At 66.8% G+C, this 16,452-nt stretch carries 17 protein-coding genes and 2 pseudogenes; 11 read left to right on the top strand and 8 right to left on the bottom strand.

Annotated features, from left to right (window positions below):
* Positions 1–23 precede the first annotated feature (23 nt).
* From F0U60_RS35095 to F0U60_RS35085, 3 genes are read left to right on the top strand one after another with little or no spacing between them, the layout of a single operon-like run.
* Entirely contained in the window at positions 24–584 is a 561-nt protein-coding gene (locus tag F0U60_RS35095) for an RNA polymerase sigma factor (RefSeq protein ID WP_395806415.1), read from the top strand.
* Entirely contained in the window at positions 571–1,605 is a 1,035-nt protein-coding gene (locus F0U60_RS35090; protein ID WP_395806414.1) for a FecR domain-containing protein, read from the top strand. The genes F0U60_RS35095 and F0U60_RS35090 overlap by 14 nt, the downstream gene beginning before the upstream one ends.
* A complete protein-coding gene (locus F0U60_RS35085; protein ID WP_395806413.1) occupies positions 1,602–2,153 on the top strand; it encodes a hypothetical protein in 552 nt (183 codons plus the stop codon). The genes F0U60_RS35090 and F0U60_RS35085 overlap by 4 nt, the downstream gene beginning before the upstream one ends.
* A 304-nt stretch (positions 2,154–2,457) precedes the next feature.
* On the opposite strand, the gene F0U60_RS35080 is transcribed toward F0U60_RS35085, so the two are convergent.
* Positions 2,458–3,276, bottom strand: coding sequence for an isocitrate lyase/phosphoenolpyruvate mutase family protein (locus F0U60_RS35080; RefSeq protein ID WP_395806412.1), 819 nt, complete (start codon positions 3,274–3,276; stop codon positions 2,458–2,460).
* A 68-nt stretch (positions 3,277–3,344) separates the two neighbouring features.
* Between F0U60_RS35080 and F0U60_RS35075 the strand changes: the two genes are divergently transcribed.
* Positions 3,345–4,796 carry a PLP-dependent aminotransferase family protein gene (locus F0U60_RS35075; protein ID WP_395806411.1) on the top strand — a complete coding sequence of 484 codons (1,452 nt, stop codon included), beginning with the start codon at positions 3,345–3,347 and terminating at the stop codon, positions 4,794–4,796.
* Positions 4,797–4,803: 7 nt separating this feature from the next.
* On the opposite strand, the gene F0U60_RS35070 is transcribed toward F0U60_RS35075, so the two are convergent.
* Positions 4,804–4,905, bottom strand: a complete 102-nt coding sequence (locus tag F0U60_RS35070) for an ATP-binding protein (protein ID WP_395806410.1) — start codon at positions 4,903–4,905, stop codon at positions 4,804–4,806.
* 124 nt (positions 4,906–5,029) lie between these two features.
* Between F0U60_RS35070 and F0U60_RS35065 the strand changes: the two genes are divergently transcribed.
* From F0U60_RS35065 to F0U60_RS35045, 5 genes and pseudogenes are all read left to right on the top strand, one after another.
* Positions 5,030–6,973: an erythromycin esterase family protein gene (locus tag F0U60_RS35065; protein ID WP_395806409.1), complete on the top strand. Its 1,944-nt coding sequence runs from the start codon at positions 5,030–5,032 to the stop codon at positions 6,971–6,973.
* A gap of 295 nt (positions 6,974–7,268) precedes the next feature.
* On the top strand, positions 7,269–7,403 hold the full coding sequence (locus F0U60_RS35060) for a hypothetical protein (protein ID WP_395806408.1): 135 nt from the start codon (positions 7,269–7,271) through the stop codon (positions 7,401–7,403).
* 69 nt (positions 7,404–7,472) lie between these two features.
* Complete coding sequence (locus tag F0U60_RS35055) at positions 7,473–7,769, top strand: hypothetical protein (protein WP_395806407.1); 297 nt, start codon at positions 7,473–7,475, stop codon at positions 7,767–7,769.
* Positions 7,676–7,918, top strand: a pseudogene (locus tag F0U60_RS35050) (transposase); the annotation flags it as partial. The gene F0U60_RS35055 and the pseudogene F0U60_RS35050, both read left to right, overlap by 94 nt.
* Before the next feature lie 418 nt (positions 7,919–8,336).
* Complete coding sequence (locus F0U60_RS35045) at positions 8,337–9,476, top strand: hypothetical protein (protein ID WP_395826032.1); 1,140 nt, start codon at positions 8,337–8,339, stop codon at positions 9,474–9,476.
* A 14-nt stretch (positions 9,477–9,490) separates the two neighbouring features.
* Here the strand turns inward: F0U60_RS35045 and F0U60_RS35040 are convergent, their stop codons facing one another.
* Complete coding sequence (locus tag F0U60_RS35040) at positions 9,491–10,045, bottom strand: endo alpha-1,4 polygalactosaminidase (RefSeq protein WP_395806406.1); 555 nt, start codon at positions 10,043–10,045, stop codon at positions 9,491–9,493.
* Positions 10,046–10,525: 480 nt separating this feature from the next.
* Here F0U60_RS35040 and F0U60_RS35035 point away from each other — a divergent pair, with 480 nt between their 5' ends.
* Positions 10,526–12,352 (top strand): ATP-binding protein, encoded by a 1,827-nt coding sequence (locus F0U60_RS35035; protein ID WP_395806405.1) that lies wholly within the window; start codon positions 10,526–10,528, stop codon positions 12,350–12,352.
* Positions 12,353–12,535: 183 nt separating this feature from the next.
* On the opposite strand, the pseudogene F0U60_RS35030 reads toward F0U60_RS35035, so the two are convergent.
* The 3 genes and pseudogenes from F0U60_RS35030 to F0U60_RS35020 all read right to left on the bottom strand — a co-directional run.
* A pseudogene (locus F0U60_RS35030) lies at positions 12,536–12,670 on the bottom strand (ATP-binding protein); the annotation flags it as partial.
* Between the two features lie 534 nt (positions 12,671–13,204).
* Positions 13,205–13,663: an Imm26 family immunity protein gene (locus F0U60_RS35025; protein ID WP_395806404.1), complete on the bottom strand. Its 459-nt coding sequence runs from the start codon at positions 13,661–13,663 to the stop codon at positions 13,205–13,207.
* 3 nt (positions 13,664–13,666) lie between these two features.
* Positions 13,667–14,665, bottom strand: coding sequence for a hypothetical protein (locus F0U60_RS35020; protein WP_395806403.1), 999 nt, complete (start codon positions 14,663–14,665; stop codon positions 13,667–13,669).
* Positions 14,666–14,963: 298 nt separating this feature from the next.
* Here F0U60_RS35020 and F0U60_RS35015 point away from each other — a divergent pair, with 298 nt between their 5' ends.
* Positions 14,964–15,515, top strand: a complete 552-nt coding sequence (locus tag F0U60_RS35015) for a DUF2381 family protein (protein ID WP_395806402.1) — start codon at positions 14,964–14,966, stop codon at positions 15,513–15,515.
* A gap of 28 nt (positions 15,516–15,543) precedes the next feature.
* Here F0U60_RS35015 and F0U60_RS35010 read toward each other — a convergent pair whose 3' ends face one another.
* The gene (locus F0U60_RS35010) at positions 15,544–15,657 is read right to left on the bottom strand and encodes a DUF5953 family protein (RefSeq protein WP_395806401.1); all 114 of its coding nucleotides are present in this window, start codon (positions 15,655–15,657) and stop codon (positions 15,544–15,546) included.
* Between the two features lie 10 nt (positions 15,658–15,667).
* A complete protein-coding gene (locus F0U60_RS35005; RefSeq protein ID WP_203406675.1) occupies positions 15,668–16,300 on the bottom strand; it encodes an ankyrin repeat domain-containing protein in 633 nt (210 codons plus the stop codon).
* Positions 16,301–16,452 lie beyond the last annotated feature (152 nt).

Raw genomic sequence — 16,452 nt, 5'->3', positions numbered from 1 at the left:
AATCGTAGGTGCCCAGGTGATGGATGTCGCGCGCTCCCCACTCCAAGGCCTCGCCCGCCCTGCCTGACCGACCTGTGTCGTTCGACACGCTCTACGAGGAGCACGCCGAGGATGTCTTCCTCTGGGCCATGCGGTATGCGGCGGGCCGCTCGGGCTGGGCCGAAGACGTTACGCACGATGTCTTTCTCAAGGCCTGGGAGCACCGGGCCTGGCTGCGTGAGGAGGACGTGAGGGGCTGGCTGTTTCGCGTCACGCAGAACGTGGCGCTCTCCGCGCTGCGGCGCGAGAACACGTTTCGACGGCGCGTCGCCGCCCTCCTGTTTCCGTCGCAGCGCACGGAGACGGAGTCCACGCCCGAGCGGGCCCTCGAGCGGCGAGAGGCGGTGCGCAGCGCCACGGCGGCGCTGGACCGCTTGCCGGGGCAGGAGCGGGTGGTGATGGGTTTGAAGATGCTGGATGATCTGAGCCAGCGCGAGATTGCCCAGCTCCTCTCGCTGTCGGAGGGCTACGTGTCGAAGTTGATCAGCCGCGCCCAGGGCCGCCTGTCGGCCTGGGGATGGAAGGTGGACGATGGCTCCTCGTGACTTCCGCGCCGAGCTCCGGCGTGAAGACCAGCTCCGCCGCGAGCAGGGGTTGTCCCCGGCAGCCCGGGCCCGGCTGTGGTCGCGGCTGCGGGACGCGCGCGAGCCGAAGCCGGCACGGCACAGGCGTCCCGTATGGTTGATGCTCGCTGCGCCGGCAGCGGCGCTGGCCCTCGCGGTGTTCTTCTGGAGCGCTCCGTCCGCACGCTCGCTGGGGGGGCTCGAGCTCGCACAGGCCACTCCCGACCTGAGGGTGCGGGAAGACGCCGCGGGGGTGGAAATCCAGATGGGTGAGGCCGCCCTGGTGGACGACGCCCGAGGCCTCGCCCTTCGGAACCTGGGGCCGCTCGTCGTTCGTCGCGAGCCGTCGGGGGTGCGACTGGTCCGCGGCCGCGCGGAGTTCTCGGTGGAGCGCCGAAAGCCAGGGGTCTCCCCCGCTGTCGTGCTCGTGTCGGGTGGGGCGATTGAGGTCATGGGCACGCGCTTCACGGTGGAGGAACGGGGCGCGGGTGGAGCGGTCACCCTGCACGAAGGCGCGATTCTCTTCCGTCGGCTCACGGGTGAGGTGGTTCAGCTTCGGCCGGGGCAGACGTTGGGGTGGCCGGTGGCCGAACCCGCCGAGCCAGCACGTCGCGAGCTGGCGTCTCCCGAGCCGGAACCGTCCCAGCCCCTGGCCACGCCCAGCCCGGTGGTCGCTCCCTCCCGTCCCCCTGTCGCGGCAGGCCGTGCGCCGAGCGTGGAGGAAATCTTGCGAGAGCTGGAGGTCCTTCGCGGTCGGCACGAGTTCGAGCAAGCGGCGCGGTACCTCGAGGCGGCGATGCGCAAGCAGCCTGCGGCGACGCGGGAGCGCCTCAGCTTCGAGCTGGGCTCTCTGCTCACGCACCAGCTCGAGGACGCGCAGCGCGCCTGTGCGCACTGGGCCCGCCACGAACGACAGTTCCAGCGTGGGCGCTATGCAGAGGCAGTCCAGCGTGCCCGTGAGACGCTGTCCTGTCAGGCCCGTGACGGGGAGACAGGGCAATGAGACCGGGGCGCTGGAGCGTGCTGTCGCTGGTCGCGGCGCTCACCGCCTGTGAGCCTGCCATGATCGACCATCCCCCCATCTCCAATCTGCTCGACGCCGAGACGGCGTCTCTCGAGACCGGGCTTGGACAGTGGGTCCCGTGGTTCTCGGTGAACGTCTCGAGAGAGCCCACCGCTGCGAGAGATGGCGAAGCGGGCATGCGCGTGGAGGTGACTGAGCTGTACGGCTGGGGCGTCCATCTCGACAACTGGCCGGGATTTGCCGCATCCCCGGGAGCCCACCGCGCTTCTTTCTGGGCCCGTGGGACGCCGGGACGCTCACTGGTTGCCGAGATGCGGGTGAGCTGGCGCGATGCGAGCGGCCAGGAGTTGCAGTCGGAGGTGCTCTCCAGCCCGGTGCTTTCCGCGGAGTGGGTTCGGACTGCTCGCGAGCTGACGGCCCCGGCCGGAACGGAGCGGGTGTGGGTGGAGGTGACCGGCACCGAGGGTGCCCCGGGTGACGTCATCGAGCTGGATGTGCTGGTCGTGCAGGCATTGAGCGCGCCTTGAGTAGCTCCTGGGCCTCCAACCTCGCGGCTTCTCTCTCATCAGCCCGTCGCCAGAGTGCGCTTGGGTGGGTGTCCTCTCCGCTTCCGCGTCAGGCGGGGAGCGCGGTCGTGTCCGCGCCGTGGGCCTCGGGGGTTGCCGGGCCGGGCACCACCTCGCGACGCTTCCACAGGAAGTACCCAGCAGCCTGGTGCGGTGTGCGCCGGCGCGGATGTTCTTACCCGCGGAGCTGATCCTGAAACGGGTTCCAAGGCCGGCAGGTCCACCCCGGTCAGCAACGTCTCCTGGGTTCACCAGTGCGAGGCGCTCACCCGAACCAGGCATTGAGCTCGGCGTAGGCCGGTGTCGCTCCCTCGGGTGCAGGAGCCCACCGCCCCGCCAGCACCTGCTCCGCGTCCCGTTTGACGGCCGAGAGCGCCGTCAGCACGAGGCGGGGCCCCACGCTCACCCGGCGTACACCGATCGCCCGGAGCTGCTCGAGCGGGGGCAACGTCGGTGCGGCCCAGACATTGAGCGGGACTCGCACTTCCTCGACGACTCGAGCCAGCTCCTCGGCCGTCAAGGAGCCTGGCACGAAGACACCATCGCAGCCCGCGTCCACGTAGCGCCTCGCGCGCCGCACCACCTCGTCGAGTGCCTGGGGGCCTGACACCATGCGACGCAAGATCACATCGGTGCGCGCATTCAGGAACACGTCTCGTCCCTCGCGCCGGAGCGCTTCCCGTGATGCCGACAGCTTCGCGGCCAGCAACTCGGGCGGTTCGGCGCCATCCTCGAGGTTCACGCCGACGACGCCCACCTCCGAGAGACGGCAGATGGCGTCGGCCACTTCCACCGGGCTCTTGCTGTAGCCTCGCTCGAAGTCGACGCTGACCGGGACATGCACCGCGCGGACGATGTCGCGAGTCGCGGCGAGCAGCCGGTCAAACGGAAGGCGCTCGCCATCGGGAGCTCCATGCGCCCAGGCCATCGCGGCACTGCTGGTGGCGATGGCGGTACCTCCAATGGATTCGATCAGCCGGGCGCTGACTGCGTCCCAAGCGTTGGCCAGGATGAGGAGCTGGCCTGGCGCATGGAGTGCTCGGAACCGCGCTGCGTCCGCGGAAGCCAGGGATTCAGTGGTCATGGCACGGCAGGATAGGCTCACGATGGAGTAGAGAAAGGGCCAAGAAAGATGAAAATGACCAGGCCATCATGAGCACTCGTGGAGCCATGCTTCAGCCCTCGATCTCGCGGCGGCGGGGTGACCGTCCCCTCCATGTGCAGCTCTACGATCGGCTCCGAGAAGCCATCCTCGCCGGGACACTGACCCCGGGCACCCGGCTCCCCTCGGCGCGAGCAATGGCCCAGGAGCTCCGCGTCTCCCGGGGCACGGTGGATGTCGCGTACGCGCGCCTCATCGTCGAGGGGTTCCTCGTCACACGGGGAGCCGCCGGCACGTTCGTCACGAGCCCGCTCCCACTCACGCCTCGCGGAGCCTCAACGGCCCCTCCGAAGCCTCGACGTGCCGAGACTCGGGCCCGCACGGTGCTTCACCCCTTCCAGATCGGCATCCCCGGAGTCGACGCATTCCCCATCGCGACCTGGTCGCGGCTGCTGGGTCGTCATGCTCGCAGCGCTCGGGCCATGGACCTCGCCCACTCCGACGCCACTGGTGACAATTCCCTGCGCGAGGCCATCGCCACCCACCTGGCGGTCGCACGTGGCGTCATCGCCCATCCGGACCAGGTCCTGATCACCGGCGGCTACCACGGTGCGCTCGGCCTGATGGCTCGCGCACTCTCCAGCCCGGGAGACCAGGCCTGGATTGAGGAGCCGGGCTACCACCGGGCGCGCAGTGCGCTCTCGCTCGCGGGGTTGCGGCTCGCCGCCGTGCCGGTCGATGACGAAGGGCTCGACGTCGCAAGGGGCGTAGCCCTCGCTCCGCTCGCCAGGTTCGCGTTCGTGACGCCAGGCCACCAGATGCCTCTGGGCATGGCGCTCTCACTGCCTCGCAGGCTCGCCCTCCTGGCCTGGGCTCGGAGCGCGGACGGATGGATCGTCGAGGACGACTATGACGGGGAGTTCCAATACGACTCGGCGCCGCTCCCCGCCCTCAAGAGCCTCGATGACCAGGGCCGGGTGCTCTACGCGGGGACCTTCAGCAAGTCGATGTTCCCCACGCTGCGCCTCGGCTTCCTCGTCGTGCCGGACAGGGCACGCGACGCGCTCGCCCGCGTCGCCAACCTGCTGCAGCCAGCCCCTCCCCTCGCGATACAGCGCGCGGCCGCCGACTTCCTGAGGGAAGGGCACTTCGCACGTCACATGCGGCGCATGCGCAACCTCTATGCGGAGCGCCGGACCGCGCTGCTGCGTGCGCTCGACGAGCTCTCCTCTCCCTACCTCCAGCTCGAGCCCACGACGGGCGGGCTGCACCTGCTGGCACGCCTGAGCGGTGTCCGTGACGATGCGGTGGTCACACACGCCGGCTCGCTAGGCCTCGCGCCAGGACCGCTGTCGAGCTACCAGCTCAGCCCCGAGAAGGGTCGGCTCGATGGATTGCTGCTCGGGTTCACCACCCTGCCCGCGCCTCGCGCGAGGGAGGCGGTGTCCCGGCTCTCTCGAGCCATCGAGCTGGCGCGCCGGGCTCCTTCAAAGGGAGCATGAGAACCACTCACGTTTCCCAGGCCACGCCCGGCGGACCAAAGAGCAGGATGTCCTCCGCCTGGGCGATGAATCGTCCCGTGGCCAGCTCCCGCACCAGCTTCTGGTCCACCGCCAGTGAGCCGGATTGACGACGCGCTCGTGCGGCTCCTTGCCACGACCCGAGCTCCCACCATTTCCATTTCTGGCCCCGTCCGGTACGCCTATCCTCCGCCACCTTCCCCGCGAAGACATTGATGCGATTCCCTCTCTCGCTCCTGCTCCTGGCGCCCCTCGCGTGCTCCTCCCCCGCTCGCCCACCGGAGCAACCCCCCGCCCCCACCAGAGCACCGGCGTCCCGTGAGACCGTCTCCCCCCGAGCCATCTCCGGCCGGGTGGTGGACTCGAAGGGTCAGCCGGTGTCCGGCGCCACCGTGACCGTGAGCCCGCACAACGTCGCCTGGGACTACAAGGAGGCCGCACCGAGTGCGGTCGTGCAGTCGGGGCCTGACGGCCGCTTTCGTGCAGGCCCGCTCGAGCCCGGACCCTATGGGCTTTCGGCCCGCGCTCCCGACGGGAGCGTCCACTTCGGCGAGGCCGTGGAGGTAGAGGGCTCGGAGGTGGAGGTGGAGCTGCGCCTGGGGGCCGTCTCCGCGCGAGTACAAGGCACGGTTCTGGATGAGGGCGGGCAGCCCCTACCCCAGGCGGAGGTCCGCATCATCCAGACCCGCATGCCGACCGATTCGGCGTTCTATGTCGACGACATCGCCCTTCTCCCACGCACGAGCAATGGCCGCTACTCGGTGGATGTCCTTCCCGGGGAGTACACCCTGGCGGCCACCGCGCCCGGCTTCATCCCGAGGGCGCAGCCGTTCACGGCCGGGAGCACGCCACTGACCCTGGACCTGCGGCTCGAAGCGGCTCCCGATGCGGCCATGCGACAGGCGGCCCTTGCGTGGGTGAAGCAGAAGGGTCTTGTCCTCCAGACGGTCGAGGCGGGCCACGGCTTCGCAGACCTCCAGCCGCTCAAGCCCGTGCTGAAGGACGTCCGGGTGGTGGCGCTCGGGGAGGCCACGCACGGCACGCGCGAGTTCTTCCAGCTCAAGCACCGGATGTTCGAGTTCCTGGTGACCCGGATGGGCTTCACGGTGTTCGCCATCGAGGCTCCCTTTACCGGGGCCTGGGCCATCAACGACTATGTCCTCACCGGACAGGGAGATCCGGCCGCCGCGCTCGCCGGGTTGAGATTCTGGACCTGGCAGACCGAGGAGGTCCTCGCACTCATCCACTGGATGCGCGCCTACAACGCGAGCCCCGAGCACCCGAGGAAGCTCAAGTTCTACGGGGTGGACATGCAGGCGGTCCATCAGGAGGCTGCTCGCGTCGTGCTGGCCTATCTGGCCAAGGTGGACCCGGAGCACGCGGAGGCCCTGAAGGAGCCGTTCACGCCGCTCACCACCCCGAATGACCGAACCGTCACACGGCTGGGGGAGGAGGAACGGAAGGCACTTCGCCAGAGCATCGACGAGCTCGTCCAGCGCTTCAGCGCCCGGCGCAAGCCCTACGAGCGTCGCTCCAGCCCGAAGGAGTGGGCGCGGGTGCTCCAGCATCTGCGGGTGCTGCGTCAATCCGCGGAGTTGGACATGACCCAGGACGACTCCCTGCGAGACCGTGCCATGGCAGACAATCTGCGCTGGGTGCTCGAACAGGAGGGCCCCGGAGCAAGGGCCGTCGTGTGGGCGCAGAACACGCACGTGGCACGCGGAGACCACCCATGGGCCCAACGCCCCATGGGCTCCCACCTCCGGGCTGCGCTGGGCGAGTCGCTCTATGTCTTTGGTTTTGCCTTCCATCAGGGGGCGTTCCGCGCCATCAACGCCTCGAGGGATCCGAAACCCGAGCGCCATGGAATCGTGTCCTTCACCGTACCGGCGGCACCGGAAGACAGCCTCGATGCGATGCTCGCCGAGACAGGGGCGCCACTGTTAGCGATCGATCTGCGCGCCTTGCCTCGCACGGGCCCTGCCCATGAGTGGTGGAGACGGGCCCAGCGCACCCGGGACATCGGCGCGGTGTTCACGGACGAGGGCTACCCGATCTCTCGCACCCACGTGCTCGACACCTATGACGGCCTGCTCTTCGTGGAGAACACGAGCGTCGCTCGCCCTCTCCCGAGGCGCACGGCGAGCACGGCGCCTTGATGTTTTGATTCATCACAGACATTGTGCGGCGCGCACGCAGGGAGGCCTCGACCACCTCCGCCGAGTCCACGAAGACGACCGCATGGGGCTCCCAGCCACGATGCTGAGGAGCAGCTCGAGCGAACGGGCCTGGATGATGAGCTCCCCCCTTCGCCAGCGCCCAGTGCGACGATGAGGACGCCAAGGCAGGACTCAAACCAGGGCTCTATTTCGCCAGGTACGCACGCCGTGCACCGCTTGTGGCGCGGAGGACGCAGCCAGGGCAAGCTCACGTCGTGAGCTGCGAGGAGCGGAGATGAAGGTCCTCTGGTACTGGCGCTGCAAGATGGAGGTGCCGATGCTCGACGAGGACGAGTTCACATCGGTGTGGCAGCTGTCTTCGAAGGGACCCTCCCTCAAAAAACGGTTCCAGCCCGTGCTCGAAGTATAGCGGTGATGAAGCGGCTGGCCGGCCACGTGCGTGGAGGCCCACCGAGCCCTGACTTGCGGAGGCGCGGACGTGACCGCCAAAGTGGGGGGGGAGTGGGAGATGGAGAACATCGGCATCGACGTGCACAAGCGGGACAGCCAGGTGTGCATTCTGGGCCTGGGCGGCGAGGTGGTGCTGGAGCAGCGGGTGCGCACGCAACGGGAGCGGTTGGGGCAGCTGCTGAGCAAGCGCCCGAAGGCCCGGGTGCTGCTGGAGGCCTCCACCGAGAGCGAGTGGATTGCCTTCCTGGACGGGCTGCTCGAGCGAGTGGCCCGCCGGGACGAGCAACTGGCGCGGTTGTGCACGGCACCGTACGTGGGCCGGTGACGGCATGTGCTTTCGCCTCCGCGGTGGATGACCCCAAGCGTTTCAGCGGGCCGCACCAGGTGGAGGCATACCTGGTGCTGGTGCCGAGTGAGAGAAGCTCGGGGGAGAAACAACACAGAGGCCCCATTACCAAGACGGGAAACAGCCGGGTGCGCTGCTCGCTGATTCAATCGGCGCTCTCGCTGCTGCGGGTGAGGAAGCCCGAAACGGAACACCTGCAGGAGTGGGCCGAGCGGATTGCCGCCCGGCGCGGCAAGAAGATTGCGGTGGTGGCACTGGCGCGGCGGCTGGCGGGAATCTTGTTCGCCATGATGCGTGATGAAACGCAGTACCGGTTACCAACGCCACAGGAGGAGAGTCGGCTCATCCACACGGAGGAAGCAACTCTCGCCTCACCCAGCCGACAAGCGTCGAACGTTGACGAATTGACTCCTCGAATTCTTACTGTTAGAGAACCTGAACCCACACCCAGGGAGGTTTTGTATTTCAACCATCGGCATCGGAAAGAAAATCACGGCTTCACTTCTCGTCATGACGGGCTTCGTGGCGAGCCCGAGTCTGGCGCAAGTGGTTACAGCCCCTGTCATCGAGTGGCACAATGCCTACGACGCGGGTGGTTGGGAGTGGTTCCAGTCCGTGGCGCAGACGGCGGAGGGCGGTTATGTGGGCGTTGGCGAGAGGTACTTGCTGAAGATCGATGCCATCGGTGGCATTGAATGGGCAATCGCCTCCAGCGCGCAGTTGAGTTCCATCAAGGTCCTGGCGGACGGCAGCTACATTGTCGCGGGGCAACTGGGAAATGGCGCGTACCTCGCGAAATATGCTTTCGACGGAGTCCTGCTCTGGGAAAAGCAATACAGCAAGGGCTCCAACAGCTATGCGAGTACCGTACAGCCGACCTCGGATGGTGGATTCATCGTCTCCGGCTCCGCGGTGACCACCACCACGAGCGATTACGACTTCTGGTTGTTGAAGGTCGACTCCCTTGGAAACAAGACGTGGGAGAAGACGTTTGGCGGCGCCAAGGCCGACATCGCGGGCGAGCAGGACAACGCCGTGCAACAGACCAGTGACGGCGGCTACATCGTGGTGGGTTCCACCTGGACCTATGTGACCCAGGCATACACCAGTGATGTCTTCGTGGTGAGGACCGATGCTTTCGGCAATTTGAAGTGGCAGAAGAACTACGGGGGGACGCGGTCTGATTTCGGCTATGCCATCCAGCAGACCCGGGACGGGGGCTACATCGTCGTCGGCCATTACGATTACAGTTCCGACACGGATGCGTATCTGCTCAAGCTCGATGGGCTGGGGACGATCCAATGGCAGAAAACCTACGGCGGAGCCCTCCAGGACTGGGGAAGAAGCGTGTTCCAGACCAGCGACGGTGGGTACATCCTCGGAGGCAGGTATTCCTTTAGCAACACGGATTGGGACTTCTACCTCGTGAAGACGGATTCGCTGGGAAATATCTCCTGGCAGAATGCCTACGGTGGCAGCCTGGGCGAACTGGGCTATTCCCTGCAACCGACGGCGGATGGCGGATTCATCTTCGGCGGTTACACGGAATCGTTCGCGCAGACCAATCGGGACTTCTACCTCATCAAACTGAGTTCCGCGAGCGCGTTCACCCAGACGGGCCTCGCGGCTTCGTCCCCGTTCCAGGTGAGGCCCATCCCGCTGACGCAACAACGGACTCCCCAGTAAACCCCGGGAAGGTGTCAACGAGCCACCCGGGCTGAGTGCCGGCCGGGTGGCGTGGCCTGAACGTCCTGCGCGAGGAGGCGCCCGCGGGACGTCAGCTCAACACCTCTCCAGGTGGCCTGGGTGTCGGGGACGCAGGGCTGGTAGAGGTAGCCTCTCGCGGTCGGTCCCACGAGGTCGAGGTCCCGGCGGCTCGAGTTCATGTGCCACTGATTCGCGCGGGTACAGTTCGGGTTGGTGTTGTACTCCACGTTGAAGACCGCCTTGCCCTGCGCGATGAAGCTGTTCTTGAAGAGCTCGCACCCGTCGTACTCCCAGCACTGCTCCGTCAGGGCCCAGTCGAAGTAGTTCACCAGGTCCGGCGCCTCGGTGTTGTTGCCCTTGAGTCCCACCGACATTCCGAGCGAGTGGGCGAGAAGTATAGGACGGATAGGAGCCCAGTTGAGAGGTGGCGGCCTGGAGCGGAGGTGGCGAGGAGGGCCGCTGACGGGGCCGGCCCGAGCAGTGAGCCAGGCGGGCGGAGAAGCCGCGTTGCCCCTTGGGGTACACGCTGGCCCAGGCCGCCCTCCCATGAGGTGCGCGGCAGGGGCCTGGCTCTGGTGGGGGAGGGCGGGTGGGAGTACCGGCGGAGGCGGCCGGAGGGGTCGGTATGGTCAGGGCGAACGGGCCACGACACGGCTGCACTACAAGGGCTCCTGGAAGCCAGACGCCGGGGTGCTTCCCTCCCCTGCCTGGCGCAAGGCCAGGTGCTGAGCGAGGTGGCAGACTTGGGCCCTGTCTCCGAACGAGCCATGCCGTGCAGGACAGCTCCCGTCATGAACCCACTCCAGGTCCTGGCGGGGCGTGCGCCCCTCGCCTGGTCGTCGCCCTATTCCAAGAGGAAGAGCCCGCCCCCGCGCACTATCATCCCGGATCCCGTCGCGAGCCCCCCTCCCGACTGTTTCCCCACAACCATGGCGAACCTTTCCACCTTCGAGATGTCTCCGTTCGTTCCCACGCCTCCCGAACCTTCTCGACAGACCTCCACGCCCCGCGGGCGCCGTCCCTGGCTCATGGCACGACTGGACTCCCTGCTCTCGGAGTCCCTACGGAATGCCACGCCCACGGACCTCGTCCGTCACCGGCTCATGGTCGGGGCCGCCTGCATCCTCTTGCTGATCAACTCCCTGTTCCTGCTGTGGTCCATCGCCCAGAGCGATCTCCCGCTCGGGGTCATGGCCATCGTCGCCGGCCTGGGCTACCTGGTGACACTTCTGCTGGCACACAGGACCACCACGTCCACCCCGCCCGCCATGCTCCTGTTGGTGACCATGAGCCTCGGGCTGGTGGGTTCCAGCTTCATGGACAAGAATCCTGTCGGTGGCGCGCATGCCATCAACATGATGCTGCCCGCCCTCGCGGTGTACCTGGTGGGGCCACGCAAGGGGCTGTCCATCACCCTCTTGTTGTTCGCGGCCCTGGGGTTGGCCCATCCGTTCTACCGAGCGGACATCGGCATCGACCCCGGCACCATCACCCTCGACTTCATCTGGTTCATCCACATCTTCGCGGGCATCGCCTTCGTGGGGGCCTGGGGCCTGGGCGCACTGCACAGCACCGCGCGCGAGGCGGCGCAGACCTCGCTCGAGCGGACGCTCAAGGAGTTGCGGGAGAGCGAGAGCAAACTCAACAGCGTCATCGAGAGCACCGACGACCTCGTGCTCTCGCTGGACCGTGAGGGACGCCTCATCACCGTGAACTCGGGCGCCAAGCGCGTCTACCTCGAGCGCGCGGGCATCGTGCTCGAGCCGGGACAGCTGCTCTTCCATCATGACAAACCAGAGGAGCGCAAGGCCTGGGAGGCACGCCTCGCCCAGGTGCTCCAAGGCCAGCGCCTGCGCCTGGAGCAGATGTATGAGGAGGGAGGTCCCCGCCTCGTATTGGACGTCAGCATGCATCCCATTACCGGCGAGGACGGCCAGGTGGTGGGGGTGACACTCTTCAGCCGCGACGTCACCGCCCGCCGGGAAGCCGAAGCCCGGCTGGGGGAGATGCACCGCACCCTGGTGGACGTCTCGCGGCAGGCGGGCATGGCCGAGGTCGCCACGGGTGTGCTCCACAACGTGGGCAACACCCTCAACAGCGTCAACATCTCCACCAACCTCGTCACCGACCGGCTCCGCCAATCACGCGTCTCGGGCCTGGCCAGGGCCGCCCAGCTGCTGCGTGAGCACACCACGGACATGGCCTCATTCCTCACCGCGGATCCCCAGGGCCAGAAGCTGCCGGCCTATCTCATCGCCGTGTCCGACCAGCTCCAGGAAGAGCGGGATGCCCTGCTCCAGGAGATGCGCTCGCTGGGCGAGAGTGTCGATCACATCAAATCCATCGTCAGCATGCAGCAGAAGCACGCGAGGGCCGCGGGGGCCGTGGAGCAGGTGGTGGTGCCGCAGCTCATCGACGAGGCGCTGCGCCTGCACGCCGTCTCCTTCGAGCGCCTGGGCATCCGCATCGAGCGCGAATACGCCAAGGTGCCTCCCGTCTACGTCGACCGGCACAAGCTGCTGCAAATCCTCATCAACCTGCTGAGCAACGCGAAGCAAGCGCTGGTGGACAGCCCGCAACAGGACAAGCGGCTGGGAATCCACGTGAGGCGAGCGCCCGAGGAAGGCTTTCTGCTCATCGAGGTGGTGGACAATGGCGTTGGCATCGCGCCGGAGAACCTGGCGCGGATGTTCACCCAGGGCTTCACCACCAAGAAAACGGGACACGGCTTCGGCCTGCACATCAGCGCCCTGGCCGCCGCCGAGCTGGAGGGACGGCTGACCTGCTCCAGCCCTGGCCCCGAGCAGGGCGCCACCTTCACGCTCGAGTTGCCGATCGGCGTTGGGGAGCAGTAGCCGGGCGCACGGGGGAGGGGGGGGGCGGACAACGGGTGTTTCATAGCACCGCCCCCGGGCGTCTCCAGGGCCCTTGACGCACCTCGCCAAGAAGTGTCCAGGGCGAGGTGCGTATTCCGGCGAAGTGGAACACCCGTTCCGGCCATGTGGAACAGTCGGAGCGTTAGCGACGCTGGCCGGGGTTCACTTCGCCCCCTTCTTGAACCGGGTCAAATTCCTTTCCGGGTCGCGCACCGAGTCGCCGGTGAGCTTGAGCCGATGGGCGTTGTGCACCAGCCGGTCGAGGATGGCATCGGCCACGGTGGCGTCGCCAATCACACCACCCGCCCTCCCACCTGTCGGCTCGCCGCACCGCACCCGGGGCACCTCCCCGGCCTCACCGCCTCCACGTCCGGTGGCCCCTGCTCCCAGCTCTTGACTGACAGCGCGACTCGGATGATTTCTCGGCTGCTCCGCTTCTCTTTTTCCACTGTCTGCGCGGAGCCCTGGCCCGTGCCGTGCTGCTATCCAGCCGGTCCGATTCCGGGCCGATCTCCCCCATCTAAGCTGCGCGGTAACAGCTCTCTCGTCACGACGGGCTCGGGCGAGGATTTACTCTTGAGCCTCAACACCACGCGGCCTGAGGTGGCTTCACGGCTTCGATTCCCGCCGCCTCCATTAAAAAGTTACCCGCCGCTCTGCGCCGAGCCTGCACCCAACGAGGTAGCGCGGATCACTTTGGGGGACCAAAGCAGGAGGGACTGCTTCCTGAATGCGGGGGATGTTGTGTTGGTGCTCGCTCTGCAGCATCATCAAGAAGCGGGTGACGTCGATGTGGACGAGTGACGGGTGCGCATCAAGCCGTTCGGTGCTCTAACGCAGACGTACCTTCAGGTGTTCCTCAGCGGCGTTGGGCCGCCCCAGGAAGGCGTCGAGCAGGCGTTCCTCGACAGAATCTCTTTCCCAGACCGCAGCCCGTTCGAGCCCCACACATTCCTGGGGCTCGGCGGCTCTCTTCTTGCCAGCGGTGTCGAAGATGGTGCAGCGACGGAAGTCACCCACGTCCTGCCTGAACTGAACGAGCGGCTGAGTCAGGTGCTCCTCAAGCGCCCTCCATCCGATGATCTCCCACGCATTCAGAGCCAGCAGGTTGACGGCAATCTTGAAGAGGACAGGTTTTGACGCAATCCTGCCCAAATCAGAGTCTGGGTCCGTGGTCCTGTGATTGTAGAAGGCAACATGGGGTGGTTCAAGCAGTCTACCGTATCCGAAGGAGCCATCGGCGAGCGCCAGTCTGACAAACGCGCCTGTCTTGTGTTTTTGCTTGCCCAATTCTCAGTCTCCGGTGTAGGGGTGGAGCTGCCCCCAGTGCTTCGTGGCGGCGTCGTGGAACAGCCTGCCCAGTGGATTGTTTTTCGCCACTCCGCGCTGGACGTTCTCGGTGCGATACGGCGCTTGGTTGTCGGACTGAGCGCCCCCATGGAAGTCTATCAACTGCTGCTCTCTCCCGCGGATCCGCCAGTAAGCGACGTCGCCATACCTGTTCGCATGGTTGACCGCGGTTCCGACATCGAACTCGTCACGCACGGCCGGCAGGAACCCAGGGCTTTTCGGTTCATCATTTTCGTCTTTGTTGATGTGATGGTTCAGATCACGCGAGGCAACAGCCAGGTTGGCTTGCGCTTCCAAGTCTTTATTCAGGTCAATGATCATGCTTGTTCGACCCGAGTAGGAGCGCCTGGTTGTTCTGTTGAATTCCGTGTAAGTCACATAGATGCGACCCAAACGCTTTGTGTCTCTGTCTTTTTCGGCGCCTGGACCTGGCCCGGGAGGCGCGTGAGGCTCGGATATCGGTTTCAGCTCGGACGTGCGCGCCGGTATACCCGGATGCACCGTGCTCTTGGGTGAATAGCAGCCTTGAACCCACCCCTGAAGGTCGCCGAAGTGCGTGCCGTAGAACGTGTCGGCGATGTCGAGTGGAGTCTGCCTCCCGTCAAGGGCTGCCTTGGCAGTCAAACAGACCAGGACCACGCTGCCGCCTGCCGCCACCAGCGCGCCGCCCGCCACAAGGGCCTCGCCCGTGGTGGCTCCAGTCGCTGCTTCCGCCGCGGTGGTGGCGCCTTGGGGCACGAGCCGGAGTACGGCGCGTGGAAGGCCATTGCCCAGACCCTCGCCAGCAATGCCCTGGAGCGGTGTGGGCGGGGACGGGGCCTGCGGCGCCACGGGCAGGCCCAACTTGAGCGTGTCCTGACCGGTGCCGGGACGGACGCCGCGTGTGGTGATGCTACACCCTGCGAGAAACATGAGAAGCAGCAGCGCTACCCAGTGCGACATGCGGAGCCTCTCCCAGCAGGGTAGCATCTTCGCCTGTCTCTTCCCTGGACATTCTACGGGCAACCTCGTGCGCCCGAATAGGCTCACTCCTCCTGGAGCCTCCGAGCGGCGGGTTCGATTCCCTCCGCCTCCACTTTTTTACGCCGTGCTTACGGGTGGTTGGCAGCTTCCTCCATCCGTGTTGCACGTATGTCGCACGCGGGCGCAGAGGGCCGGTCGAGAACCCCGACCGCCTCTCTGCGCGTGTCCGGGCTCAGGTGGGCGTAGCGCTCCGTCATGTGGACTCGGGGCGCGAAGGGTGGAGGTTTTCCGCCAGCCGCGCCCGCCCGACGTGCTCAAGAAAGAGCGTGACGAAGCACAGGCCGAAGCGCGCCAGTGCCAGGAGGACAAAGCGCGGCTTCTGGCCGAGCGTGCGGAGCCGGGCGGGCTCATGGGGGCCGCGTGGCTGGAGGGGGCCGGGGTCGTGGCGTCCATGAAGCTTGCCTTTCCGACGGAGCCGCCAGCCAACGCGCTCGGGCTGGATGAAGCCCGGAGCTACAGCTACACGCCCACGGGCGAGACCCACCCGGCAAGCGTGGCTGTGCGGCTGCGCCTCTTGAACCCCGGCGCCGAGCCCTGGACACTTGCGGGGGTGGCGCTGGTGGACTCGGTGGGGGAGCAGGTGGAGCTTGCCCGTTGGCCACTGGCGCCCATCCCCGCGAATGGTGCCAGTACCGTCGTGGTGGGCATCAAGGGAGAGAGCGCGCAGCTCGGCTGCCCCCGCACCCTCAAGCTGTGGGAAGCAACCGGGCCGCGCACCTTCACCCTCGGGAACGTCGAGTTCCCGGTGAGCCAGCAGTCGGGGCCCTGAGCACGGCCAGCGCGAGCCGTGCCGAGCCTCAAGGGGCTGCACGCCCGCCAATCTCCGGGAAGCGCTCGTAGGCCCGTTTGAGCGCGTCCAGGTGCGCGGGGTTGTCCAGGTCGAGCGGAGTGCCCATGAGCCCGACGCGCACGACCTCCGTTCTACAACGGCATGCGGTCCTTCGCTCCTCCGAGCAACTCGAACGCGGCGTCCCACGTCTGGGAATCGGATTCAGCGCGCGGCGGCAGACGGTAGTGGGCGGGTCGACCGTCCTCGTCCGGGGCCTTCGGATCGGCGCCCGCGTCGAGAAGCAGCTTGATCATCGGAAGGTCCAGCCGGCGTGCCGCGTGCCCGAGCGCGGTGTATCCGGTCAGCCCTCCCCAGTCGTTGATCGTCCGAGTCGCCCCCGCGCCCAGGAGGAGCGAGGCCATGTCCAGATTGCCAACCTCCGCAGACGTCCGCAGCGGCGTGATGCCGTCGCGGCTGCACACGTTGGGATCGGCCCCCGCCTTCACGAGCGCTTCGACTGCCGCCAATTCGTCTTCGCAGGCCGCTACCAACAAGGGGGTCCTGTCCCGCTCGACATCCCACGCGTTGACGTCCGCGCCGTGCTCAAGGAGCGCCAGGAGCACGTCGAGTTCGCCCCCATCGGAGAGTTCGTAAATGGCCACTTGCAGCGGACGCAACCCCGGTGGCTCCGGCTGCGGCTCGTTCGGATCGGCCCCCGCAGCCAGCAGCGCCTTGACCCGGGACGTATCGTGCTGCTCGATCGCTGTGAAGAGTTCTTTCGACATGACTCACAATTCCGACATTGGATGACCCGGGGCGCAATTCTTCGCTTCAAGAGCCTTGATATCCGCAAGGCCATCTTCGAGTTGGGTCATCGCGTATCCACTCGGCAGAGCGGTGCAGGGGGGCGGCGCAGATGTGATAACGGGTGCGCCGC

The organism is Archangium minus (assembly GCF_044360475.1).
GTDB classification, from domain to species: domain Bacteria; phylum Myxococcota; class Myxococcia; order Myxococcales; family Myxococcaceae; genus Archangium; species Archangium minus.
Note: the sequence above shows the minus strand (reverse complement) of the source record. Positions and strands in the feature narration are given on the sequence as shown.